This is a genomic window from Paenibacillus sp. USHLN196 (assembly GCF_037144955.1).
GTDB lineage: Bacteria > Bacillota > Bacilli > Paenibacillales > Paenibacillaceae > Paenibacillus > Paenibacillus xylanexedens_C.
Genome location: NZ_JBBCYH010000018.1, coordinates 1 through 24,275, shown reverse-complemented (window position 1 = coordinate 24,275; position 24,275 = coordinate 1). Strand labels below are relative to the sequence as shown.

The window sequence follows — 24,275 nt, the reverse complement described above, 5'->3', positions numbered from 1 at the left end:
TTCTCATAATATGATAGCCGGGCACAACGAGAGGGCAGCGTGATGGCTGCCCTCTGCATGTTTACATTACTGAGCCGGTTGCTCTGACTTTTGATCATCACCACTGGCTGTTTTGTCTTCGGTGCTGGTCGTATTATCATCCGTTGTAGCAGGTGGATGAATAATATCCTGAATATGCTGCTTCAGCTTCTCTTCATTCGTAACCGTCAATACCTGCGCTCCACCAGCTGTCCGTTCTTCTTTCAGCAGGTCCATTGGCGGGATCTGCTCACTGCCGTTCATGCTGCTCTGGTAACCGAGTCCACCCAGCTTCCACATATCGGAGAGCGTCAGATTCGTATCCACATAAGGATTAACCTGTTCCAGAATGGAAGGAAGTTTGGCAATGGTTGTTGTGGATTGCATTTTCGCTGTGACAGCTTTCAGCAACTCACGCTGACGCTCGGAACGAGCGAAATCCGACATCGCATCATGACGGAAACGAACGTACATGAGCGCTGTCTCGCCATCCAGATGCTGATACCCTTTTTTGAGATCAATATCGTATTCGTTATTGTCTGCTTTACTTGTATAGTGCATGTCTTTCTCCACATCAAAATCCACGCCGCCAACGGCATCCACCAATTTGATGAATCCCTGGAAATCCGTATACACATAATACTGTACAGGAATGCCGAGCAGGTCGCCCGCAGCTTGCATCGCTGCGTTAGGGCCATGTGTGATCGCGGTGTTGATCCGCTCCTTACCGTACCCGTCAATATTGACGTAAGTGTCACGCAGAATGGAGAACAGATTAATTTTTTTGGTGAGTGGGTCGAGCGATACAACCATCATGCTGTCGGAGCGGGGAACTTCACCTTTTTTCAATCCACGCGCATCGACACCCATAACGAGAATATTTACCGTTTCTGTGCCTTCCCATTTGGGTGGGTCAGGAGTATTTACTTTCTCCACATTTTCGATACCTGCGAATGGTGATTCGTCACCGTCTTTTGCCAAACCGTCCAACTGATTGAGAATAGAACCGAAATAATATGCCGCTGCTCCTCCAATAATTAACACGAAGGCGGCAAGAGAAATCCAGATGGTTCTCTTCGTCTTTCTGGTCATGCTAGCTCTCCTTTGTATTTGAGATAAAATATAAAATAAGTCCAAAGTTGTTTCTGTTATAATCTAGCCGAAGCCTTCCGCTCACGTCTCCATCGTCATCAGGCACAGGACGCGGCTCCAGACTATTTTTAAAGCTTGCTGAATTTTGACTGATACCATTATAATTTCTTTTTGGGCTACAAGCAATTTCAACAAAATCCAAGTGAGGTATAATCATGCTGGCGATTGATGTCAAAGATTTGCGCAAGTCGTTTAGCGTCCAGAAAAGCCGAGGTGGGCTGAAGGGCGCGTTCCAGGACCTGTTTGCACGTCAATACCAGGAGGTATTGGCTGTAAATGATATTTCATTTCAGATTCCGCAAGGCGAAATATGCGGATATATTGGGGAGAACGGTGCCGGTAAATCAACAACGATCAAGATGTTGACCGGCATTTTGGTGCCTACTTCAGGGCAAATATCGGTTGGTGGATATGTTCCGTATCAGGAACGGGAGAAGTTTGTACAGAATATTGGTGTTGTTTTTGGTCAGCGCAGTCAATTGTGGTGGGATATCGGCGTTATCGAGTCCTTCCATTTATTACGCAAAGTATATCGTGTAGGAGAGACCGACTTCCGCAAACGGCTGGATGAATTGGTTGAGCGGTTGCAGCTTCAGGATTTGTTAAGTCGTCCGGTACGTAAGCTCAGTCTCGGTCAGCGCATGCGCTGTGAGTTGGTAGCGGCCTTGTTGCATAACCCGAGTATTGTTTTTCTGGACGAGCCAACCATTGGTCTGGATATTGTCGTGAAGTCGGAGATTCGGGAGTTCCTGAAAGACATGAACAAAGAGCATGGCACGACCATTTTGCTTACAACCCATGATTTACAGGACATTGAGGCGCTGTGTTCCCGGGTCATCATGCTTGATGCAGGCAACATCATCTATGATGGAGGTCTGGATCATCTGAAGTCCCAGTGGGGTAAAGAACGGGAAATCCGCTTCAAGTTTGGTTCAGCTCACAACATCAGTCAGATGCAGGAGTGGACTGCTGCGTTGCCTGTACGTTGGACCATAGAGAACGAATTGTCTGCCTCCGTATGGATTCCACTGGAACTGAATGTTTCGGATGTCCTCGGACGTGTCGTAGGACAGGCAGATATTACCGATATTCAGATTATTGAGATCAACACGGATGAGATTGTGCGCAGTATTTACCAATCCGGTTCCGCCGAGCGTCCTGAGATTGTGGGAGCAGGGAAAGAATCGGTGGGTGTATCCTGAGATGAATAGTGCATTTATTGATTTTATGCGCATCCGTTTTCTAACGATGCTGGCATACCGGGTGAATTATTACTCCGGCATTTTGATATATACGCTGAATATTGGCGTGTATTACTTTACCTGGCAAGCTATTTACGGTAGCAGTGGTGAACTTGGCGGCTTCACGGCAGCGCAGATGACCACATATATCGCCGTATCCTGGATGGCACGTGCCTTTTACTTCAACAACCTGGATCGCGAGATTGCCGCAGATATACGGGATGGCTCCATTGCGATTCAATTCATCAGGCCGATCAATTACGTTATGGTCAAAATGATGCAGGGGCTTGGCGAAGGTATTTTCCGCTTCCTGCTGCTCATGATTCCGGGAATGCTCATTGCCATTCTGCTGTTCCCGGTTGAATTGCCTACGGCGCCATCGGCGTGGATTGGCTTTCTCGTCATGCTGTTCTTCAGTTTCCTCATTAATTCCCAGATTAATGTGATAACGGGACTGGCGGCATTCTTTGTGGAAAACAATGAAGGCATGATGCGTATGAAACGCGTTGTGGTTGATTTGTTCTCTGGTCTAATCATCCCGATCAGCCTGTATCCAGACTGGATGTCTGCGGTGATGAAAGTATTGCCTTTTCAGGCCATTACGTATCTGCCCGGTTCCGTGTTCACTGGAAGAGTGGAAGGTACCGCCATCTGGAGTGTACTCGGTATTCAGGTGTTCTGGTTTGCCGTACTGCTGCTTCCGATGGTATTGATCTGGCGTAAGGCGCGCAAGCGTCTGTTCGTGCAAGGGGGATAACAGATATGTACTATATGGGTCTGATCTGGGAATATTTGAAAAATTACATGAAAACACGACTCACGTACCGTGCTGATTTCTGGGTGGAGATCCTATCGGATCTGCTGTTCCAGGCAACCAACCTGATCTTTATCTTTGTGGTCTTCCGTCATACGGATAACCTGGGCGGCTGGAGTGAGAGTGAAGTACTCTTTGTTTATGGATATTTTATGGTGCCCTATGGCATCTTTAGTTGTTTTATCAATCTGTGGGGATTCAGTGAGCGATATATCGTCAAAGGCGAGATGGATCGAATCTTGACACGCCCTGCACATAATTTGTTCCAGATCTTGCTTGAAAATGTTGACCCGCCTGCACTCGTGGGCTCATTTATCGGCCTGATCATCATGATCTTCAGTGGAGCAGAGATGGGTCTGATGCTGGAGTGGTGGCATATCCCTGCATTGATTATATTGGCACTCAGCTCAGTCATGATCTATGCCGGCATCTATACCACATTGACTTCACTATCCTTTTATTCGGACGCGCCAACAGGTATCCTGCCGTTGATGTATAACATTCAAGGATATGGACGCTACCCGGTAACCATCTATAACCGTGCCATTCAGGTGCTGTTAACCTGGATCATTCCGTTTGCCTTCGTGGGGATCTATCCCGCAGCCTTGTTCCTGGAAAGGTCCGAGATGCATCGCATGGCGTTGCTTACACCTGTGATGGGACTAGTGTTTGGCTCCATGGGCTTACTGCTATGGAATTATGGCGTGAAGCGGTATCGCGGAGCAGGATCATAATAACCCCCTCATAGCAATTCAGGGGCGAGACTATGGAGGAATTGACATGACGTTAACTGTAGGTGAATTGGCACCGGATTTTGAGCTTCCGTCCAGTACGGGGAAAACCGTGAAGCTCTCGGATTATCGTGGACAGCGGGTACTGCTTTATTTTTACCCCAAGGATATGACTTCGTCCTGTACGCAACAGGCTTGTGATTTCCGGGATCGACATGCTGAATTTGAGGGTTTGAACACGGTCATTCTGGGGATCAGTACAGATCCGATGAAACAGCATGACAAGTTTATTGCCAAATACGGACTGCCGTTCACTTTGTTATCGGATGAAGAACACGTCGTAGCTGAGCAGTATGGTGCATGGCAGCTGAAGAAGATGTATGGCAAGGAATACATGGGCATCGTGCGCTCCACTTTTCTGATTGATGAAGAGGGGATTCTGATGAAGGAATGGTCGAAGGTACGGGTCAAAGGACATATTGAAGCTGCGCTGGAGGCTTTGCAGGACATGTAATCCTCTGTTTTTCCATGAGGAGGAATGTCCTTCATATCATTAAAGGCTGTGTTTGCGGGAGATCCCGTGAACACAGCCTTTTTATGTGGGTACTCGTTTCTTTGCTCGCTGATTTTTCTTACCATAACGAATCCGATGAACGAGTAACAGGGACAGGGGAATAATAAAGCTGACGGTTATATCCCAGTCCACCCATGCAGGCATGATGGTGTTCGTGTAGAAAATGACATTAGGAGCAACCAGAATAGCTAGCGCGAATAACAACATCGCTGAAGGCAGAATAAGCGGCTTGTATGTCTTTAAGCGAAATAATTGGGCTGTTCCCACAACAAAAGCGAACATGTACAGCAAACTTTTGTAATAAGTAGCAATTAACCAGGCTATGGCCATCAAGGCTTCAATACGTTCAAAGAAGTTTCCTATATTAATTTTTTGGGCCAGGATATAGGAGATATAGATGTTATGCTGAGTCAGGATGGGGCCAACAACCATGAGAGAGATGAGGAGTAACAGGCTCAGTAATAGCCCTCCGGCAAGGGTGGCGAGCAACATGTCTCGTTTGATGTGAGGCCCCCGCTTCACATAAGGGAGAACCATCGTAATAACAATGAGTTCACCAAAGGAAGTAAATGCCCCCCTAATGACTGCCTCAACAAAGTGCAGCCAGGGAGTATTCAGGTATGGCTGCAGGTGTGAACTGTTTACTTGGGGCAGAAGGCCCAGGAATAGTAGAATCATAAAGACAACAACGATAGGAGTGAGCAGTTCACTACTTCCACCTATAGTAGACAAACCATGCAAGAGCCCCCAGAGGATGGAGCATATGATCATAATCAGAATGACACGAATGGGGGTTTGAAGGTAGATCTGCGTTGTCATAAAGTCACCGACCTCACGGATGCATATGGCAGCGCCTATGGCGAAATAGAACAGATAACCAGCTGATAGTATGGATCCTGCCCATGGCCCCAGTAATTTGTGGCAGATTTCAATAAGAGAAAGCTCCGGATGCGTTTGATGAAGTTTGTATAGAATCCACATAATGAATAAACCAATGGGCTGACCAAGCAGGGAGCAGATCCATGCATCCTGCTTGCCGAAAGCGGTGACGAGCGAGGGATACATCAGAATCATATCCCCAACCATGACAAGGAAGGTCAGCAGTGCAAATTGCCGAATGGTAATGTTATCTTTGATTAACATGAGCCGCAAACTCCTTCTTTATGCTCGACACGGGCCTTGTCATTATCCCGAATGTCTGGAGGCTTTCCAACGCATCTTGAACATATGGATTAACAATAACATCCCTGGAAGGATAATACTTATTGTTGCATCCCAATCTACCCAGTAAGGAACAATGGTGATCACGATAAAAGTCAGGCTGGGCGCGACCAAATTGGCTAAACCAAATACAAGCATGGATGCAGGCAAAATGAGCATCCGATACTGCTTAAGTTTAAACAGTTCTGCACATCCGACAACAAAGGCGTAAAGGTACACTATTGCCTTGAAATATGTAGATATGAGCCATGAAGAAGCCATAACGGCTTCAATACGTTCAAAAAAACCAGCGATACTGATCTTCTGTGACAAAACGAAGGAAACGTAGATATTATGTTCCGTAAGGAAGGCCCCCAAAACGAGAAGGGAAATGGTAACGAGCGTCGCCAGCAACAGATTTCCAAGTCCTGCTGCAACAAGTATGTCCCGTGTCTGATGAGCCTGTTTGGCAGTGTAGGGCAGAAGCATCATGATGGGAATGACTTCACCTATCGGATATATGATGCTTACGAGGGTTCCTTGCAAGATGGAAACGATGCCTGTATCACTCACGGGTTCCAAATGGCTGGCATCCACCTGTGGCAGCAGACAGAATGCCAGAACGATAATAAACAGGATAACGATAGGCATCAGCAATTCACTGCTTCTTCCTATCGTTTCCAGACCGTGGAATACTCCCCAACCTATCGTGATAACAAACATCAGGATGATAATGCGAGCAGGAGTGTATTGGTATATTTGGGAAGTCATAAAATCCCCGACTTCTCGGGTGTGTGTGGATGCCCCGATAATAAAAAAGTATAGGTAAAAGCAGGAAAGGAGAGTGCCAGGCCAAAATCCCAGAATGCTTCGTGCTATCTGTACCAAATTTTTATCTGGGTGCATGCTGCATAACTTCAGGATCATGGCCAGCAGAGCCATCCCCAGGGGAACCCCTACCAAAGCGCATATCCATGAATCTTGCTTGGCATAGGACGTAATAACCGAGGGGTAGATCAGCATCATGTCCCCAACTACCATCATGAAGGTGAGGGTGGTCAATTGTCTTGTTCCAAGACGACCCTGTTCAAGCATAAAGTCCCTCTCCTTTTTCCTAAGTTCCGGTCAAGTGTGCCAAGAATTGATTTACAGGCTCATAGATCCACATGATGATATAGAGTGGACTTGGAAATTCCCATAAGTTTGCGGCGATAACGCTGAACACAGTTGCCGTGAGAAGCATCCCGCTGTACACGGCCGTTTCTTTCCACTCCTTGCGACGAATGAGACCAGGGAGATCGAACCACCCAATAATCCCCGCGATCACGATGACTATAAGTGTAATTAACATTTCTGTCTCACTCCTTCAATTCATTCTTGAACGAATCATCCAGTGTACCTACACGTTTAATCTGCACATTGGCTTCGTACCGAACATCCAGATTTTCGAAATATTTATCCCAATCCTTTTCCATCTTTTTGAAAAGTTTGGGATCGGCATGATACACTTCCTGCCCAAATCCGAAAATATCCGTATGGTATTTTCGTCGTACCGAATTCACGGAATTTTGCATCAACTCCACAAGATACTCCTCACTGTCCTTTTCCAGTTCCCTGATCGTTTTCATCGAACCGATTTTGATGCCACATTCCACTGCACCGATAGAGGATACATTTTTGAGTTTGATGTTAATTACAGGTTGGCCGCCAACGATTTTGGCTTTGCGTTTTGTAGTTGTACGAAGTGCCTTGAAAGTCACATTTCCGTCTTTCCGGCAAGGCAAATGGTTGACGGTGGATGTCACATTGTCTCGGATATAGTTATAACCTTTGGATTCATCCTCCGTTAGCCAGCCAATCAGCTTATCTTTTTTGAATAAACTCAGTCCTGTGGTATGCAGACTGCTAGGGGACTTGATGGTCGCTATATTTTCCTTATTTCCACTCTTATCCTGATTACCGATAACCTCTACCCCGGTTATAACAGGCTGAATACCGGGAGTTAACAAGTAATCCATTAATTGATCCCCGGTTACGGTCGTCGTTGGTGACCACGTTTTGTAGGATAAATCCAGAGAATTAAACAACTTTTCTGCTGGAATATTATCCAGCGGAGTAAGCACATCTAGTATTTTGGAAGCTGTTGTGTTCCGTGCAACCATAACGTAATAGTCGGGCCGGGCGGTCGGTTCGCGCATTAGCGCTTCTACCACATCATAAATACCGTCTTTGCGTGCATATTCCTCTCCGAATATGAGTACTCGGACATGTGACATGAAGATGCGGCGAGGGCTTGACTCGGTCAGCTTCTGAATGGCTTCAAACAGCGTATCTGCCGATGCCTGATATTGAGTTACAGGTGTTCCGTTGCCTCCTCCTGACTTGGAGGATACTTCATTTGGAACCACGACCTGTGCGCTCACCTTAACCTTGTCGCCATCCTTGTCCACACCGAGACCCAGCATGATGCCGAGTTCGTTTAATTCGTGGCGGTCCCAGCATCCGGTAAGGAGAGGGAAAAGAACGGCAATGGATAAAATTAACCGTAAGCATTTGTTCATTACTTATTCTCCCTGCTGAATTAAAGCTTTGTTTTTTGGTTGGACTGTCTGGTTTCGTTCGGTGTACCCGTAGACAGTGGACGGGTCTTCATCCGGGACCATGGAACACGGAAGAGGGTATCCTTCAGATCTTTCTGTATGAAAGGTGCGAAGGGGGACATATACGACACGCCGAAGGAACGTAAGCTGCAGAGGTGGGTTACGGTGATCAGCAGAACGATCAGAATTCCGTAGAGCCCAAAGGCCGCCGCCAGAATCATCAATACGAAACGAAGAATCCGAACGGAGATGGATAATCCATTCTCCGGAATAACATAGCTGGATATGGCCGTGATGGAAACGATAATGACCATGGCCGCGGACACAACTCCTGCATCTACCGCGGCTTGACCAATAACAAGCGTACCGACAATGGAAACAGCCTGACCGACTGTTTTTGGGATCCGTATGCCTGCTTCCCGCAAAATTTCATAGGTCAGTTCCATTAAAATGGCCTCAATAAACGCAGGGAAGGGGACGCCTTCCCGCTGAGCGGCCAGACTGATAAGCAGGTTGGTTGGCAGCATTTCCTGATGAAAGGTGGAGATGGCAATATAAAAGGACGGAGCGAGCAGAGCGATAAAAAAGGCCAGGTAACGAATCAGGCGAATCAAGGTGCTGATGTCGGCCCGCTGATAATAATCCTCGGGAGACTGAAAGAAATGGACGAATAAAGCAGGAACAAGCAGTACAAAAGGAGTACCGTCAACAATGATGGCGACCCGGCCTTCCAGCAAGGCTGCCGACACCGTATCTGGACGTTCGCTATTGTACACGGTAGGAAAGATTGTCCCCGTTTTGTCTTGCACGAGTTCCTCAATATATCCGCTTTCCAGAATGCTATCAATGTCGATCTTATCAAGCCTGCTTTGGAGTTCTTTCACTACTTCCGGATCAACCGTATGTTCCAGATACAACACCGCAACCCTTGTCTTGGTGACTCGTCCGATTTCCCTTTCTTCAATCCAGAGGTGAGGATCGCGAATTCGCTTTCGAATCAATGCCGTATTCGTACGCAAATTTTCATTAAAACCTTCCATGGGGCCACGTACAACGGTTTGTGAGATGGGTTCACTAACAGAGCGGTCTTCCCAGCCTGCTGCGCCAATTTTCAATCCTCGTACAGAGCCTTCAAGCAGTAAGATAGCTGATCCCGACAGGAGGGCATTCAGCACTTCATCCATATCATTGACGAGCACGACATCACTTGCGATCAGAACATCATTTTGGAGGTAACTCAGATGTTCATCATCCGCTGAAAAATCAGGAAGATCACGTTTATGTAATAAGGATTCCATGATGGAGTGATTTAGAATTTGTACATCGACCATTCCATCAATGTACAGCATGACGGCAGGCCATTTATGCAAACATTGCAGAGGACGAATCATCAAGTCATTACTGTGTCCCATTACTTGCTTGCAGTACGTAGTATTTTCATTCAGATCTGGAGAGATTCTTTTCAGATCTTGACGGTCCTGTACCGTTGCACTCACCATGTATCCTCCTTATACATCCTATATTTGCAAGTTAGTATGACCTGGATGAATTCGGATTATCACAAAAAAGAATGAAGCCTTCTCCTTCCGTATGGATAACGCAAAAAAAAGGAGCCGCGATGACACGCAGCTCCATACTTGAAATTATCGATAGACGTTCGTTTGAATTTACTTTTGTCTTTGTCGAACAGTGGTAGGCTTGGACACGGATCTTGCTGCCCATGCTTTGCGGTAACGGTAGAGCACAGCCACGATGAGTAACAGGCCGATTCCTCCCACGATATATGCTGCATATTGATGAGCCAGATGGAATACGGCATTCCACTGGGGGCCAAATATTTTGCCAATGCCCAGAAATAGCACAACCCAGAACAGCGCGCCTGAATAGGCGTAGAGAGCGAATTTGCGAAAAGGAACCGCGGCTATGCCCGCGAAATATCCGGTGAAATGTCTTACCCCCGGAATGAAATAACCGATGAAGATCAAGGCATTCCCATACTTGGCAAACCACTTTTGTGTTTTATCGAGCTTGTCCTGTTTCAGCAGAAACCATTTTCCGTACCGAGTTATGAAGGGCAGACCTGCTTTGGCACCAATAAAATAAGTAATTGTCATGCCAATCGTCGTTCCCAGAAAAGCCAGTATGGTGAGGATACCGAAATCAAGATGTCCCTTATAGGAGAGAAACCCTGCGTAAGCCATCGTCGTTTCACCCGGAAAGGGGAGTGCAATGAATTCAAGCAACAAGCCAAAAAACAATACGCTGTATCCGTAGGACCCAAACAAATGTTGGATCTTCTCAAGCAATTCCAATAGATTTCACTCTCCTGAAGACGGGGTGGGAGCCTAATTCCTCTCCAAGGTGTTTTGAATACGTTCTGCCTGTCCATTATGCTACCTAATCCGAGGCGAAGAATCAATCATGCTACATAGCAAATTGTGAAAAAATATTAAACAAAATCGCGTCTTTTTTCCATGTAGCCTCCATATAATTCTAACAAATCTGCTGAAGTCTATCAGCAAATTACTAGAGACGGTGGAGGTCGATTCGTAAATGGTACAGAGACCGGAATTCAGAATCAAGGAAAAAGGGGAAGTCTCCGTAACATCCATACATACGTTTTTATCTGAACAATGGTCTGTCATTCTCGTGCGAGTGGCGATCTTGTTATGTGCATTCGCTGCCTATGCAGGCGTAGCTTACGCGTCTTCTGCTTTTGGCTCAGATGAGCCTATCTCGGCAGAAAAGAAAACCCAAGAGAAGGTAGTCTATCTGAGTTTTGACGACGGACCGGGTAACCATACCCGTGACGTATTGGATATTTTGCGCAAGGAGCAGGTTCCGGCTACATTTTTTGTGCTGGGTGAGCAGGCAGAACGTTATCCCGAGTTAATTCGGGCGCTTGTGGAGGATGGACATGCTCTGGGCAATCATACGTACAATCATCAATACAAACAGCTGTATAGTGATTTCAAAGTGTTCTGGAAACAGATCAAGCAGACAGAGGAAGTGCTGGAGCGTATCACCGGTTTCCGACCGAATCTGGTGCGAGCACCAGGCGGTACCTATGGACATTTTGACCAAAGCTATTTTGATTTGCTGCAATTGGGCGGATACACCGTCATGGACTGGAACGTCGACAGCGGAGATTCCAAGCGCAAAGGAGTTCCGGCCAAAGAAATCCTCAGCAATTCGACCAAAGTACCTGCGGGAGCACGTTCAGTCATTCTCCTGATGCATGATGGAGGTGCGCACGCTGAAACAGTGAAAGCACTCCCGGGTATTATCAAATATTATCGTGATCACGGATATCGTTTTGACATCATGAAGGGTTCGGATCAGCCGGTTCAATTCCGTGTACATCCAGCTGATAAGTATAAAGGGCGCAAGGTGCCAGGAAAGGCCTGGATTACAGAGCATGTAGAAGCGAATGCGACATTGTGGCTTGGGAGCAAGAAGCTGAAGGTAGAGGTGGGATTGGCTGCGGCTACCCTACAGTCGGGCGAATTCCGTATGGAGGATCAACGAATCATGGTGCCGTTGCGTACCTTTATGAAAAAATTCGGGGGCAGCACTCGCTGGGACCCTGAGTCCAGAACAGCTACAGCTGTGTGGAAGGAAAGAACGATTCATGCAGACGCTGTGAGCGGAACACTAACAACGAAAGGGTTAAGTGAAATGGGGGCAGTACAGAGTCAAGGGGGGACCATCTGGGTTCCGTTACGTGAATTGCTGGAGCAGATGGGGTTAAGGGTGCACGCATTAAACAGCAATGAAACAGAGTGGACGGTGAAGGCAGGCCCGTCCATATCCATTTCGGCGATGAACAGTATATTTATGTATAAAATGATCTGAAGAAAGTCATTCTTGCAGGACTATTCTCTCTACTTCCGGGCAACACTGAATCATAGATTACTATGGCTCAGAAATGCTGATGAACGGAAGGAGATCAGGAGAAATGTCTTATATTCGAATGGAACATGAACACGCAGTCGAATTGCTAAACAGGGTCATGAAGCGAGTAGAAAGTGTGATTGTTGGCAAAAAACAAGAGATTCGTTATGTCCTCACTGCAATGCTCAGTGGAGGTCATGTACTTCTGGAAGATGTGCCCGGTACGGGGAAAACGATGCTGGTTCGTGCTGTTGCTTCTGCACTGGATTGCTCCATGGGCCGGATCCAATTCACGTCTGATGTCATGCCGGCGGATGTTACGGGCACCTTAATCTATCAACCGCATACAGCTGAATTCAAGTTTCGGCCCGGACCTGTCATGTCCAACATCGTCCTGGCTGATGAAATAAATCGAGCTTCACCCCGCACTCAGTCTGCCCTTCTGGAGGCAATGGAGGAACGACGTATTACGGTCGATGGCACAACCTACGCCTTGCCACGTCCCTTCTTTCTCCTGGCGACACAGAATCCATTGCAATTCGAGGGTACGTACCGTCTGCCTGAAGCACAACTGGATCGATTTATCATGAGGATTGGACTGGGGTATCCAGATCCAGAGCAGGAACTGGAATTGTTAACCCGCATGCAAAGCAGGGAAGTACTTGAAGAGCTTCGTCCTGTCCTGCTTGCTGAAGAGGTTGTAGCCATGCAGCGTGAAGTCAAACAGGTACATGTTGATCCTGTCGTCAAACAGTATCTGGTGGCCGTTGCTGTGGCTTCTCGCAGCCTTCCGGCGGTAAGACTGGGCATCAGTCCTCGCGGAACTCTGGCCTGGATGGCTGCCGCGCAGTCATTTGCCTACCTTCAGGGACGCAGTTATGTCATACCGGATGATGTGAAAGAGGTGGCTGTGCCTGTCCTTTCCCATCGTATTCAATTGAAGGCCCAGAACAGAGCGGAGATTTGGGGGCAAGTACAAGTCATTGAAGAAGCATTGTCATCTGTTCCGGTACCTGTACAAATGGCATCACAGGGAAGGGGAAGGAGGCAATGACTGCACTGGAACAACGGATGTTGAGTGCTGTCTTGGTGGTGGCCTTCGCTTCTCTGTATCAGTGGCATGGAGGCAGAGCATCGTTGTTCCTATCCATTATGGCATTCTTGATGTTCATGGGAGGTCTGCTTCTCCATTGGTTTAGACCCCGCCGTATTAACATTCGTCGGAGGATGCATGCGAACCGGATTGAGGCAGGCGAGGGAATACAGGTGGTGGTGGAGTTGGAATTCGATTGCCGAATTCCATTGTTGTGGATCGTTCTGTGTGAGAACACACCTGCAGGTGTACATCGCAAATTGATTTTTCCGGGAACACGGCGTCAATTTACCTATCAATATGAATGTTCTGGTTTACGCAGAGGAGTCTACAGGTGGGATACGGGCAGATTGTACTGGGGTGATATGTTTGGATGGAATACGCTCTCTGCAGAGACCGCAGGTGATACACCCCTCATTGTTGTTCCTCAAGCAACGGCTTGGGGGAAGGGCGAGTCGGTAGGATTCGCTGCGATGTTGGAAGGGGCTCTGTCTGAGCGAAGAACCAGCCAGGGTAACCGTAGCCCTGAGTTTCGTGAATATCAGCAGGGGGACCCACTTGGACGTGTTCATTGGAAAAGTACAGCCAAAACGGGTCGACTTCAGACCTTTTTGCCGGATACCTCTGATTTAGCTTCGCTAGGCATTCTTGTGTATGAAGGGGCTTCGGGTTATAACGTGAAACCGACGGAGATCATGGATAATCCTGCATTTGAACGTGTGGTTCGTGCAGCTGCACGCTGGATTCATACCGCTGAACGGGATGATATTCCTTATCATCTGTGGATGGAAGGCGGCGATAAGAGCTATGGTCTACAAGATCCCTGGCAACAGAGTCCATTCCAAGTGGATGATGAAAGCCATGGTCTGGACAAGCTCGCGGGGGCACGGATCTCCAAGTTACACTCTGGCCCTATTCCGCTCCGTACGGAGATGCTGAATAGAGTGGCGAATGGGTCAAGAATTGTAGTTCTCACAGGTAAAATGGATCAGGTTCTGGCTGACTGGATTATGTCTGCAATCGGGTCGGGTTACAGCGTAGAGGTGCAACTGACTGAGGCGACACAGTTAGGATCAACGGATAGATTGATGAATGGATTGGGAAATGATAGTTTGGAGCAGCTTCGTTACAGCGGGGTGCCGATCCATTCGGTTACAGACAGCGCGTTATCTTCAATGGGAAAGGCGGAGGTAACGGATGTGGGAGCGTAATGGTAAACGGCAACCGAATTCCATTGTGGCGGACATTGAGGATGAGGGACGTGTTATCGTACCTGTCCTGTACAAAATCTTTATCTCAGTCATTTTACTCATACTGTCTCTGGAATGGATATATCCGGTTACATCATCAGATCAGCAGGGCAGTGAACGGTTTTTGTCTGTGATGGCGGGATTAACGGGAGCTCTGTTGCTTGCGGGGTTGATTCGTACAGGTTGGATCTCGGGAGTACTGATCCGATTATTCATTGCTCTTGCCGCACTATGTCTGATGTATGGAGGGAATGATCCTGTCGGATGGGCAACCGCTTATCCGGGAATACTTTCAGCGGACATGGACACATTTATAGATAACTGGCGATTTCACGCCATGAGCACAGAAACGAGAGGTTTGCTCATGATGTGTGGCTGGAGCATGCTCATGGCTTCGGTACAATCCCTTGTATTGCACCGTCGAAGCGTTATGCTGTTTGGCAGTGCAACGTTGGTCTATTTGCTTCTGCTTGAATCCTTTGCGGGTCTGGATGTGTATGCTTCAGTAATACGGTCTGTATTATGGATTCTTCTTATTCAGGCTCTGCTTCAGTTACTCCGTCTTAATGTAGGAGTTACTACTCCAAGTTATCGCGGCAGTCCCTATGGCCGTTGGAGTGCAGTCACTATCGTTGCTTCCGCAGGTATGGTGCTATTCTCATCGTTACCTGGCCAATTTGCTTCCATTCCTCAACCAGAACGCATATCCTTGGAGCAGATTGGTGAACGCTTAGCTCGCTGGGCGGGTTACACACAGCACAGTAGTATCCCTGCTGCAACGGCAGTCACAGGATATAGCACAGCGGATGCGCCGATGGGAGCACCGTTGGTACAGGGAAGCTCCATCTTTTTTATAGCAAAGAGTCCGGAAGTGACGTATTGGCGAGGGGAGACCCGTTCATATTATAACGGTAGTACTTGGAGTGATCCTGGTCAAAGCTTCGAAACGGCGAGTTCATCCGGATTGCTGCGAACAGATGGATGGGAGAATCCAACCTATTGGAGTCGCATTCGCCAAACCGTTACGATGCAGCGAGAGTGGAAAGGACCGAATCCACTCTTTACCGGGGGCATACCGGTCAACGTATCGTTCCAGGATAAGAACAAGGATAATCAGGAAAACATGCTTTCATTGCTGTCTAATCGCGAGTCGGCAACATTGTGGCTCGCAGGCTCTGGAAACGATAAGGTGATTAAAAATTATTCGGCAGACGTCATGGTTCCTGTGGCGTCCCCGGAACAGTTACGTCTGCTTGGGGAAACGAATAAAGAGAAAGATCCGGTAGCCATTCGGAGGACATATCTGCAATTGCCCACGACACTTCCCGATCGGGTGCAGACTCTGGCCAAGGAAATCATTCAAGGCAGTGAGACCCGTTATGATGCTGTACAAGCTGTGAAAACTTACCTGGCTGATCATGCCGAATACACATTAGATACGCGTATGCCACCGCGCGGAACAGATTTTGTGGACGATTTTCTATTCGTCACACGGCAGGGGTATTGCAATCATTTCTCCACAGCCATGATTGTGCTGCTGCGTGCAGAAGGCATTCCCGCACGCTGGGTTAAAGGCTTTGGCCCTGGAGTTACTGACCCGGATGTACCCGGTCAGTATATGATTTCCCAGGGAGATGCACATTCCTGGGTAGAGGTGTATTTTCCCGGTGCAGGCTGGATGCCGTTCGAAGCTACGCCGGGCTTCACCATGGCGCAAGGCGTGGGCGAAGATGTCGCAGCACTCGCCGGGCTGCAGCCTGTTGCGGAGACTCCGCCGTATATGAGCGGCGGAGTGGCTTATGCGGGCGCATGGCTGTTTGCCCGCGCACAGGCCATTGCCGCGGAGCCATGGCTCGCGGCAGCCCTTGTGACAGCGGCCTTGCTGGGCGCCGCTGCTCTGGTTCGCATGCGGCGGCTACGCCCCGCGCTGCGGATCAGGCTGCTGCTGGCGTGGCCACGCAGCAGCTTTCCGGACCGTGATCGGCTGCTGCGTGCCGCCGATCCGGTCTGGGCCGCGCTCGCGCGCCGGTACGGCCCGCGGCCGCCGGGTATGACGCTGCGTGAATATGCAGCGTCACCGGCTCTGGCCGCAGGCACGGACGGCGCGGACATCGCGCGGTTTGCAGCCGACTGGGAACGGCTGCTGTACGGGCCAGACCGTCCGCTGCGTGCGGACAGTCTGGACTTCCTGCGCCGGGCACTTCGGCTGGCCCGGCAGTTGCAGGCGTTGTAACACAAGGATGTTACAACGTTACACCAAAGATGCGAAGCACCTGCGGAAACAATCGCTATCGCTCTCCAATAGAGCTTGGTGAATTGTGGGCAGATGAAGATCACCAATGGCTAACGCAATGTTTTTAAATGCAACGTTTGATTTATCGTTGCAAGCCATAAAAAGACGCCTTTCTCGCTATGCTGAGAACGAGGCGTCTTTCCACGATCATACACTTGAACCATCATCTTGCTGCCAAGCTTTCTATACGAAAGTTCATAATCGAAGGTATTCGGTATCCCTTGTTTTGAAATGTCGAAAAAAGGAGTTTCGCCTTTCCTTGACGGTATGTTTTGTCGTTGCGTATAATTAGTTTCATTGAATTGAGGGAGGCACGGTAATGAATAAACCAAATGAAATTGTGGTTGTCCTTGACTTTGGGGGCCAATACAACCAATTAATCGCCAGAAGAATTCGGGATCTCGGCGTATACAGCGAGCTTTTGCCGTATAACACACCGGCAGAGAAGATCGCAGAAATGTCACCACGAGGAATCATCTTCTCTGGCGGACCATCCAGTGTGTACGCAGAAAATGCACCACATGTGGACCCGGCTATCTATGATCTTGGACTTCCCATCTTCGGAATCTGTTACGGGATGCAACTTATGGCCCAACAGCTTGAAGGTAAAGTAGAACGTTCCGAGAAGCGTGAGTACGGTAAAGCCGACATCGAGTTCGCAGCAGGTGCTGCTCTCGCACAAGGTATCGACGGTGAGCACACAGTATGGATGAGTCACGGTGACCACGTGGTTACACTTCCTCCGGGTTTCAAACTGGATGCAGGCACGGAAAGTGCGCCAATCGCTGCAATGAGTAACGACGAGCGCAAATTGTATGCTGTTCAGTTCCACCCGGAAGTACGTCACTCTGTTCGTGGTAACGATATGATTCGTAACTTCCTGTTCGAAATCTGTGGTTGCGAAGGCAACTGGAGCATGGAGACATTCATTGAAGATACGATCAAAGATATTCGTGAAAAAGTGGGCGACGGTAAAGTCCTGTGTGCACTGAGCGGTGGCGTGGATTCTTCTGTTGTTGCTGCACTGCTACACAAAGCCATTGGCGACCAACTGACATGTATGTTTATCGACCATGGTCTGCTGCGCAAAGGCGAAGCAGAAAGCGTAATGGAGACGTTTGTCGGCAAATTTGACATGAAGGTTGTCAAAATTGATGCACAGGAACGCTTCCTATCCAAACTGGCAGGCGTGGATGATCCGGAACAAAAACGTAAAATCATCGGTAACGAGTTTATTTACGTATTTGATGAAGAATCCAAGCAATTTGATGATTTTGAATTCCTGGCGCAAGGTACACTGTACACAGATATCGTGGAAAGTGGTACAGCAACTGCACAGACCATTAAATCCCACCACAACGTGGGCGGTCTGCCTGAGGACATGAACTTCAAACTGATTGAGCCACTGAGTGCCCTGTTCAAAGACGAAGTGCGTAAAGTCGGCGAAGAGTGCGGTCTGCCTGAAGCTATCGTATGGCGTCAGCCTTTCCCAGGTCCAGGTCTCGCGATTCGTGTGCTTGGCGAAGTAACAGAGGACAAGCTCAAAATTGTTCGTGATTCGGATTACATTCTGCGTGAAGAAATTATCAAAGCCGGCCTTGATCGTGAGATCTGGCAATACTTCACAGCCCTGCCGAACATGAAGAGTGTTGGTGTTATGGGTGATGCGCGTACGTATTCCTACACGGTAGGTATTCGTGCCGTAACGTCCATCGACGGTATGACTGCTGACTGGGCACGTATTCCTTGGGATGTGCTGGAGAAAATCTCTGTACGGATCGTTAACGAAGTCGATAACGTAAACCGTATCGTCTATGACGTAACATCCAAACCACCTGCAACGATCGAGTGGGAGTAGGTTGTTAATAGTTAATGCCGTTAATCGCTTGAAGCCTTGATACATCAGGGGTTGTGGCGTTAGCTGCGTTGACAGTACGTATACACCTGCAACACTAGAGTGCAAAAAATTACTCTCTTTTATCTGCGTTGTTTCGCAAATAGAAGGGAGTTTTTTTATGACCAAAATTAAGAACTGATTGAGGATTTTAAGCTGAACCAAGAAATTTTGGGCAGAGAAAAGGTAGAGGATATGAGCCTGCTTCACATTAAAAAATATATACAGGAACGTCAACGCGTAGGTAGTGAGTCTAACAGCACGATAAACAATAACATTGCAACACTGAAGGTGTTTTCCAACAGCTTGTGAGTGAAGAATTTATTGATGAGAAAGACAATCTCCTAAGGGTAGGATAATAATAAATTTTCTTCATTTAGTGAAAAATACCCTTAAATATGTTGGGGACGAGGGTTCAGAAATGAGAAGATTTATCGGATTATTGCTAGCGGTCATCATTTTTTTGATGACAATACAGCCCGTTTTTGCAAAGCAAAACGATGAACGTTTGAAACGGCTTGTACTTACTTTATTAGCTCCAAAAATACAGGAACAGATTAACCAATACTATAAAAATAAATTAACTGTATCACCTACGTTTACGCCTTTTTTTAATGGAACCGATATAGACGTTAAATATTATTCTTCCCATATTGATGTTCAGGTTAATACAATCCCGTACGTAGGACCTCATTTGGATGTGGGGATCGACTCGATGAGATTTAGTATAGATAACTCTGGATCAATAATGGTTCAAGAGTATAAACACATTAAGGATTATGACTTGCCTCCTAACTGGCAAGAAATTATTAAAACCCATTGAACTAACGGGAAACTAGCTGAATAATACAATGAAAGCAGCAGATCAACGTGATCGGCTGCTTTTGTTCAAGTAACGGGCAGGATTGCTTCATCAATTGTCGAATCCTATCTTCGCAGATATTTTTTATGGGGGGGAGGGTATGGAAATTAAGATACGAGAAATTTTATCAAAAGATTATAATGAAGTTGTTATCTTATGGAACGATGTACTGGGCGTACATACTGTTACGGATGAGAACTTTCGTGTTACGATGGACCAGATGATCAGAGCCGGCAATTACAAAACGTTTGTAGCGTTACTTGCGAATTATGTTGTTGGATTCATATCTATAGTCCATGCATTAGCTGTAGGGTCTGCGAATGGTTATCTGCATATAACCGGACTTGCTGTTCATAATGATTTTCAACGTCATAAGGTAGGAACTGAACTGCTACGATACACTGAAAATTATGCGAAGGACAGCGGAATATCCAGCATTATTCTATGTACCGGGATGAAGCGGACTGAAGCCCATGCTTTCTATGAGCATAATGGCTATGACAAAGATTCATACTGCTTTGATAAGATAATTAAAATTGACTAATGGATAGCCATTTTTTTCGTTAAACTAACGGGAAACGAGAGTTCAAATAAAAGAGAATTTCATGTCGGCCCAACATATGTGGTTGTGCCTTTTGTATTCTCATGAGAGCGTCTAGGGAGCATCTACATGCGTTGTCTTGGATGAAGTGAATTAAGAAGTTCACTACAAGGTGTGAACCAAAATTATTGTGGATGATCTTCATCATGCGTACGAGTTACATTAATACTATCCTTGATACACCCACCTTCTCCAGAAGCTTCAACAACAAAATGGTCATGGATATTATCATCTTTGGTATATCTCCAGATACAAGTCCAGTCATCTTTGTTGCCTTTTTCATTACAAATCAGAATACGATTCTCCCATTGTTGTGTTCCAGTAGGAACTCTCCACACATTAAATGTATTTGTATAAGCGGTAGATACACAAATCACCATTTCTCCATCACCTTCAGGTAGGTAGACCCAATTACCTTCAGGAGCAGGAATCGTTTCAATGCTCGTTAAGGGTGGTTGTGGTGTATTCGCATTAGTAAAGCCGCTAATGAGCATAAATAGAGAAACAATTAAAACAAGTGTAGTCGTTTTCCTTCTCATAAAAATCACCTCGAAAATATTGTTTCCTTGTTCACCTACAATTACCAACCTCTTAGTTAAATCACTCTTTTTACCCGCTACAAATGGTATACAAGAATAACGCAATAATTGAATAGTAATTTACTCTATTGGAGTACGTATTCTTACACTGTAGGTATTCGTGCCGTAACATCCATCGACGGTATGACTGCTGACTGGGCACGTATCCCTTGGGATGTGCTGGAGAAAATCTCCGTATGGATCGTTAACGAAGTTGATAATGTAAACCGTATCGTCTATGACGTAACTTCCAAACCACCTGCAACGATCGAATGGGAGTAGGATATACACGCGTAACAATATTTTGAAAAAAAGCTCTCTTTTTTCTGCGGCATTTCGCAAATAGAAGGGAGTTTTTTATTGCATATATTATGATTAAACTTTTATCAGGGGACTGTTCTCCTAGTAATAAACTCTCGAAATTTCATCCCATTTTAAAGTTCACTTCATGATCCTTTCAGGTCGGGCCTGTACAATAAGTACATACTAAGAGCTATATGGCTACTGAAGGGAGAATTGAATGTATGCGTAAAACCGACTATATGAGCAAATGGAAGATGGGCATTGGAAGTGCGTTTCTGATGGTGATGCTGGCAGGATACGGTTCAGAAATGCAAGACTTGGCCTCCGGTTCGGGAGAATTTCCATTTGTGAACTTAGAGGCAGCGGATGCTTCTTCCGATCAGACCAGAAACCAGGAGTTATCCTCTGACTTAACAACGAACACAGATCTGGAACAACAAGAGATAGAGAATACTCAGCATACAGAGATATAATTGACATAGGACTGGTCCGGTGAAATGAGCACTGGAACATGTCGTAAATTGCTCCGTATACCTATTCAATACATGGATTGGAATACCATAACTTGTTATCACAGATATCATTCAACTGATTCCTAAAACGCATCAGACAGACAAAAAAGCTACCCTGATCAGAGCGCTTCATGCCTTTGATCAGGGTAGCTTTTTATATTAATATGTAAAAATCCCACCCTGACATAATGAACATATTCCGTACGAAATCTGCCGAGTATAGCGTATTTAATTGGGTTGTAAACCGCTGAACTGGTTCAATCTGTTAAATAATACGAACGATATTATACAAGGGTGATATTAATATTCGTTTTTCTCATTGACAAAAACATACTGCCCTCCTAAAATAGTGATGGGAAACAAACAAATAGCGCATACTTATTCGTATAATCCTGGGGATTGGCCCGGGAGTCTCTACGAGATCACCCTAATGATCTGGCTACGAAGAGGAGAAGGCTGAGCACAGGAATTCTACATGATTGCGGGGACATCACGCACATTAGAATTTTTTTTGTTCTTAGTAAAGGCATCGTGCCACTCCTTGTCAGCTGAACCCTGGGTGAAGAATCTTCATCAGGGTCATTTGTCGTTTTTCAATATGGCTTCAACATCTCTAAGGGGGAGTTAGTGAATTATGGATCGTTTCTTTAAATTAAAAGAAAACGGAACAAACGTTAGAACGGAGATTGTTGCGGGTCTTACTACCTTTATGACAATGGCTTACATTCTTTTTGTGAACACGTTGTTCTTGGGTCAAGCCGGGGCGGGTATGTCGGATAATGCCGTATTTTTTGCAACAGCCGTCGGCGCCGGATTAATGACTATTATTATGGGATTGTTCGTGAATATTCCGATTGCGCTTGCACCAGGTATGGGATTGAATGCGTACTTCATGACTGTCGTTCTAAGTTCGAATGGAGCGATTACTTGGCAAGCTGCTCTCGGAGCGGTATTCCTTTCCGGTATCGTGTTCATTATTCTGACCGTGACCAAGATTCGGCAAATGTTGCTTGTTGCAGTACCACAGTCGATCAAAATGGCTATTACGGTGGGTATCGGTCTCTTTATTACGATTATCGGTTTCAAACTTGCTAATCTCGTGGCTGTAACGGTGAATGTTGCGCCAGACGCAGATCTGAGCCAGCCGATTCCAGGCAGCAGCTTTAATCTTTCATTGGGTAACTTTATAACGCATCACGATGCATTACTTGCACTGATTGGTTTGCTCCTTATTGCTATACTGATGGTTATGCGTGTTAAAGGCGCACTGCTAATCGGGATCGTAGCAACAACGTTAATTGGTATTCCGATGGGTGTTACGAATCTGAGTGGTCTTTCGGGCGCAAGCTGGTTGCCTAACTTCAGTGATCTGGCGGTTGGACAGCTGGATTTGAAAGGTGCTATCAGTCTGGGACTGTTCGAGATCATCTTTATCTTTACCTTCGTTGAATTGTTCGACACGTTCGGTACGATGGTAGGTACTGCAACGCGTATGGGCATTATGAAGGATAAGAAAAAAGGCGAGAAAACCATCGGTAAAGCGATGCTCGTCGATGCAGTTGGTGTCAGCGCAGGTGCTGCACTGGGTACAAGTACCATTACGGCATACGTTGAAAGTGCTTCAGGTGTTGAGGCAGGTGGACGTACAGGACTGACTTCGGTAACGACAGGTTTGCTGTTCATTTTGGCCCTGTTTATCGCTCCGCTTGCTTTGGTTGTTCCATCTGCTGCAACGGCTCCGGCATTGATCATCGTGGGTGTACTTATGATGAGTCAAGTGCGCAGCATCGAGTGGGATGATTTCCTGCAAGCTTTCCCCGCGTTCCTTACCATTGTATTGATGCCTTTCACAGGCGGAATCGCGAACGGAATCTCTGCAGGTATCGTATCTTATGTGATTCTGGCGGTATTCAGTAACTTGGTTACAGAACGCAAAGTGAAAATTCACTGGCTCATGTGGATCTTGGCGCTCATTGTAGTCTGCCGATACGTATTTATTGGCGGGGAGTAAACTTAATTTAGTTTTATGCAGAATGCTGAGATAAGTTTTTTATCTTATAAAATGAAAGAAGCGGAAGCCACGGGATTCAAACCCGGAACTTTCGCTTTTTTTGTATTTCTTTTCTTAGGAAAAAATGAATCTCAAAAATGGTTTCCTTCTATATAGAAGGAACGCGTAAAATGATCTGTGATCTGTGATTTGTTGGTCGTTTAACCACTTATATCATCGGTTAATAAGTTTCTATAATTATGAAGACTCCATACTGTCCTTCCTTTAATGACGCATGTTACAGAGTGGGCATTCTAAGGGACGCCCTCTGTACAAGGTTGTTGATTATTCTGACTCATTAAAGGCTGTGCGCAAAGTATCATTTGGCCGGTTATAAGGAGATACTTATTAAAAGGATTACAGCGTACTTATTTTATAAGAACTTAATGTTTTTCGAAAAAAGACTTGCGTTCCATAACTGTACATGGTATATTCTATTTCCGGCCAAAAAAACACGAGATACACGGTGCGGCAAGCGAATAAAATAAGCTTCGAAAGAAACTTAAAAAAGAGCTTGCAAAGTTGGTTCGGACATGATATTATATAAGAGTTGCTGAAGAGAACGACGTTCGGTAACGAAACAAGTTTGATCTTTGAAAACTGAACAACGAGTGA

Annotated in this window: 21 protein-coding genes, 1 pseudogene and 1 riboswitch; of the genes and pseudogenes, 14 read left to right on the top strand and 8 right to left on the bottom strand. The window is 46.4% G+C overall.

From position 1 onward, the window contains the following. Positions 1 to 66: 66 nt before the first annotated feature. Positions 67 to 1,110: an LCP family protein gene (locus WFI24_RS29590; RefSeq protein ID WP_336765468.1), complete on the bottom strand. Its 1,044-nt coding sequence runs from the start codon at positions 1,108 to 1,110 to the stop codon at positions 67 to 69. Positions 1,111 to 1,325: 215 nt separating this feature from the next. Here WFI24_RS29590 and WFI24_RS29585 point away from each other — a divergent pair, with 215 nt between their 5' ends. The 4 genes from WFI24_RS29585 to bcp are packed head-to-tail and all read left to right on the top strand — an operon-like array spanning position 1,326 to position 4,470. Then, complete coding sequence (locus WFI24_RS29585) at positions 1,326 to 2,372, top strand: ABC transporter ATP-binding protein (RefSeq protein WP_336765467.1); 1,047 nt, start codon at positions 1,326 to 1,328, stop codon at positions 2,370 to 2,372. Position 2,373: 1 nt separating this feature from the next. Further along, positions 2,374 to 3,168, top strand: coding sequence for an ABC transporter permease (locus WFI24_RS29580; protein WP_336765466.1), 795 nt, complete (start codon positions 2,374 to 2,376; stop codon positions 3,166 to 3,168). Positions 3,169 to 3,173: 5 nt separating this feature from the next. Then, complete coding sequence (locus WFI24_RS29575; protein ID WP_076333833.1) at positions 3,174 to 3,959, top strand: ABC transporter permease; 786 nt, start codon at positions 3,174 to 3,176, stop codon at positions 3,957 to 3,959. A 46-nt stretch (positions 3,960 to 4,005) separates the two neighbouring features. Further along, positions 4,006 to 4,470 (top strand): thioredoxin-dependent thiol peroxidase, encoded by a 465-nt coding sequence (bcp, locus tag WFI24_RS29570; protein WP_336765465.1) that lies wholly within the window; start codon positions 4,006 to 4,008, stop codon positions 4,468 to 4,470. Positions 4,471 to 4,551: 81 nt separating this feature from the next. Here the strand turns inward: bcp and WFI24_RS29565 are convergent, their stop codons facing one another. The 6 genes from WFI24_RS29565 to WFI24_RS29540 form a co-directional block, all read right to left on the bottom strand. Next, complete coding sequence (locus WFI24_RS29565) at positions 4,552 to 5,673, bottom strand: GerAB/ArcD/ProY family transporter (RefSeq protein ID WP_336765464.1); 1,122 nt, start codon at positions 5,671 to 5,673, stop codon at positions 4,552 to 4,554. A 42-nt stretch (positions 5,674 to 5,715) separates the two neighbouring features. After that, positions 5,716 to 6,825, bottom strand: a complete 1,110-nt coding sequence (locus WFI24_RS29560; protein ID WP_336765463.1) for a GerAB/ArcD/ProY family transporter — start codon at positions 6,823 to 6,825, stop codon at positions 5,716 to 5,718. A gap of 19 nt (positions 6,826 to 6,844) precedes the next feature. Continuing rightward, positions 6,845 to 7,081 (bottom strand): hypothetical protein, encoded by a 237-nt coding sequence (locus WFI24_RS29555; protein ID WP_145326430.1) that lies wholly within the window; start codon positions 7,079 to 7,081, stop codon positions 6,845 to 6,847. A 7-nt stretch (positions 7,082 to 7,088) separates the two neighbouring features. Continuing rightward, positions 7,089 to 8,291: a Ger(x)C family spore germination protein gene (locus tag WFI24_RS29550; RefSeq protein ID WP_336765462.1), complete on the bottom strand. Its 1,203-nt coding sequence runs from the start codon at positions 8,289 to 8,291 to the stop codon at positions 7,089 to 7,091. Between the two features lie 20 nt (positions 8,292 to 8,311). Beyond that, positions 8,312 to 9,829 carry a spore germination protein gene (locus tag WFI24_RS29545; protein WP_336765461.1) on the bottom strand — a complete coding sequence of 506 codons (1,518 nt, stop codon included), beginning with the start codon at positions 9,827 to 9,829 and terminating at the stop codon, positions 8,312 to 8,314. Positions 9,830 to 9,997: 168 nt separating this feature from the next. Then, entirely contained in the window at positions 9,998 to 10,642 is a 645-nt protein-coding gene (locus WFI24_RS29540; protein WP_221825775.1) for a DedA family protein, read from the bottom strand. 241 nt (positions 10,643 to 10,883) lie between these two features. On the opposite strand from WFI24_RS29540, the gene WFI24_RS29535 reads away from it, so the two are divergent. The 7 genes from WFI24_RS29535 (at position 10,884) to WFI24_RS29505 (ending at position 20,160) form a co-directional block, all read left to right on the top strand. After that, entirely contained in the window at positions 10,884 to 12,185 is a 1,302-nt protein-coding gene (locus tag WFI24_RS29535; protein WP_336765460.1) for a polysaccharide deacetylase, read from the top strand. Between the two features lie 103 nt (positions 12,186 to 12,288). Next, complete coding sequence (locus tag WFI24_RS29530; protein ID WP_336765459.1) at positions 12,289 to 13,278, top strand: AAA family ATPase; 990 nt, start codon at positions 12,289 to 12,291, stop codon at positions 13,276 to 13,278. Next, positions 13,275 to 14,528: a DUF58 domain-containing protein gene (locus tag WFI24_RS29525; protein ID WP_336765458.1), complete on the top strand. Its 1,254-nt coding sequence runs from the start codon at positions 13,275 to 13,277 to the stop codon at positions 14,526 to 14,528. The genes WFI24_RS29530 and WFI24_RS29525 overlap by 4 nt, the downstream gene beginning before the upstream one ends. After that, positions 14,515 to 16,800 carry a DUF4129 domain-containing transglutaminase family protein gene (locus WFI24_RS29520; RefSeq protein WP_336765457.1) on the top strand — a complete coding sequence of 762 codons (2,286 nt, stop codon included), beginning with the start codon at positions 14,515 to 14,517 and terminating at the stop codon, positions 16,798 to 16,800. The genes WFI24_RS29525 and WFI24_RS29520 overlap by 14 nt, the downstream gene beginning before the upstream one ends. Positions 16,801 to 17,179: 379 nt before the next feature. After that, positions 17,180 to 18,718 carry a glutamine-hydrolyzing GMP synthase gene (gene guaA / locus WFI24_RS29515; protein ID WP_145326422.1) on the top strand — a complete coding sequence of 513 codons (1,539 nt, stop codon included), beginning with the start codon at positions 17,180 to 17,182 and terminating at the stop codon, positions 18,716 to 18,718. Positions 18,719 to 19,175: 457 nt separating this feature from the next. After that, positions 19,176 to 19,577, top strand: coding sequence for a DUF3888 domain-containing protein (locus WFI24_RS29510; protein WP_336765456.1), 402 nt, complete (start codon positions 19,176 to 19,178; stop codon positions 19,575 to 19,577). Positions 19,578 to 19,716: 139 nt separating this feature from the next. Beyond that, positions 19,717 to 20,160 (top strand): GNAT family N-acetyltransferase, encoded by a 444-nt coding sequence (locus tag WFI24_RS29505; protein WP_336765455.1) that lies wholly within the window; start codon positions 19,717 to 19,719, stop codon positions 20,158 to 20,160. Positions 20,161 to 20,342: 182 nt separating this feature from the next. On the opposite strand, the gene WFI24_RS29500 is transcribed toward WFI24_RS29505, so the two are convergent. Next, positions 20,343 to 20,756 (bottom strand): hypothetical protein, encoded by a 414-nt coding sequence (locus WFI24_RS29500; protein WP_336765454.1) that lies wholly within the window; start codon positions 20,754 to 20,756, stop codon positions 20,343 to 20,345. A gap of 135 nt (positions 20,757 to 20,891) precedes the next feature. On the opposite strand from WFI24_RS29500, the pseudogene WFI24_RS29495 reads away from it, so the two are divergent. The 3 genes and pseudogenes from WFI24_RS29495 to WFI24_RS29485 all read left to right on the top strand — a co-directional run. Then, positions 20,892 to 21,077, top strand: a pseudogene (locus WFI24_RS29495) (GMP synthase (glutamine-hydrolyzing)); the annotation flags it as partial. 242 nt (positions 21,078 to 21,319) lie between these two features. Then, positions 21,320 to 21,571, top strand: coding sequence for a hypothetical protein (locus WFI24_RS29490; protein ID WP_336765453.1), 252 nt, complete (start codon positions 21,320 to 21,322; stop codon positions 21,569 to 21,571). A 401-nt stretch (positions 21,572 to 21,972) separates the two neighbouring features. Beyond that, positions 21,973 to 22,072, top strand: a riboswitch (purine riboswitch). A gap of 172 nt (positions 22,073 to 22,244) precedes the next feature. Beyond that, positions 22,245 to 23,621, top strand: a complete 1,377-nt coding sequence (locus WFI24_RS29485) for an NCS2 family permease (RefSeq protein WP_076320372.1) — start codon at positions 22,245 to 22,247, stop codon at positions 23,619 to 23,621. Positions 23,622 to 24,275: the final 654 nt, after the last annotated feature.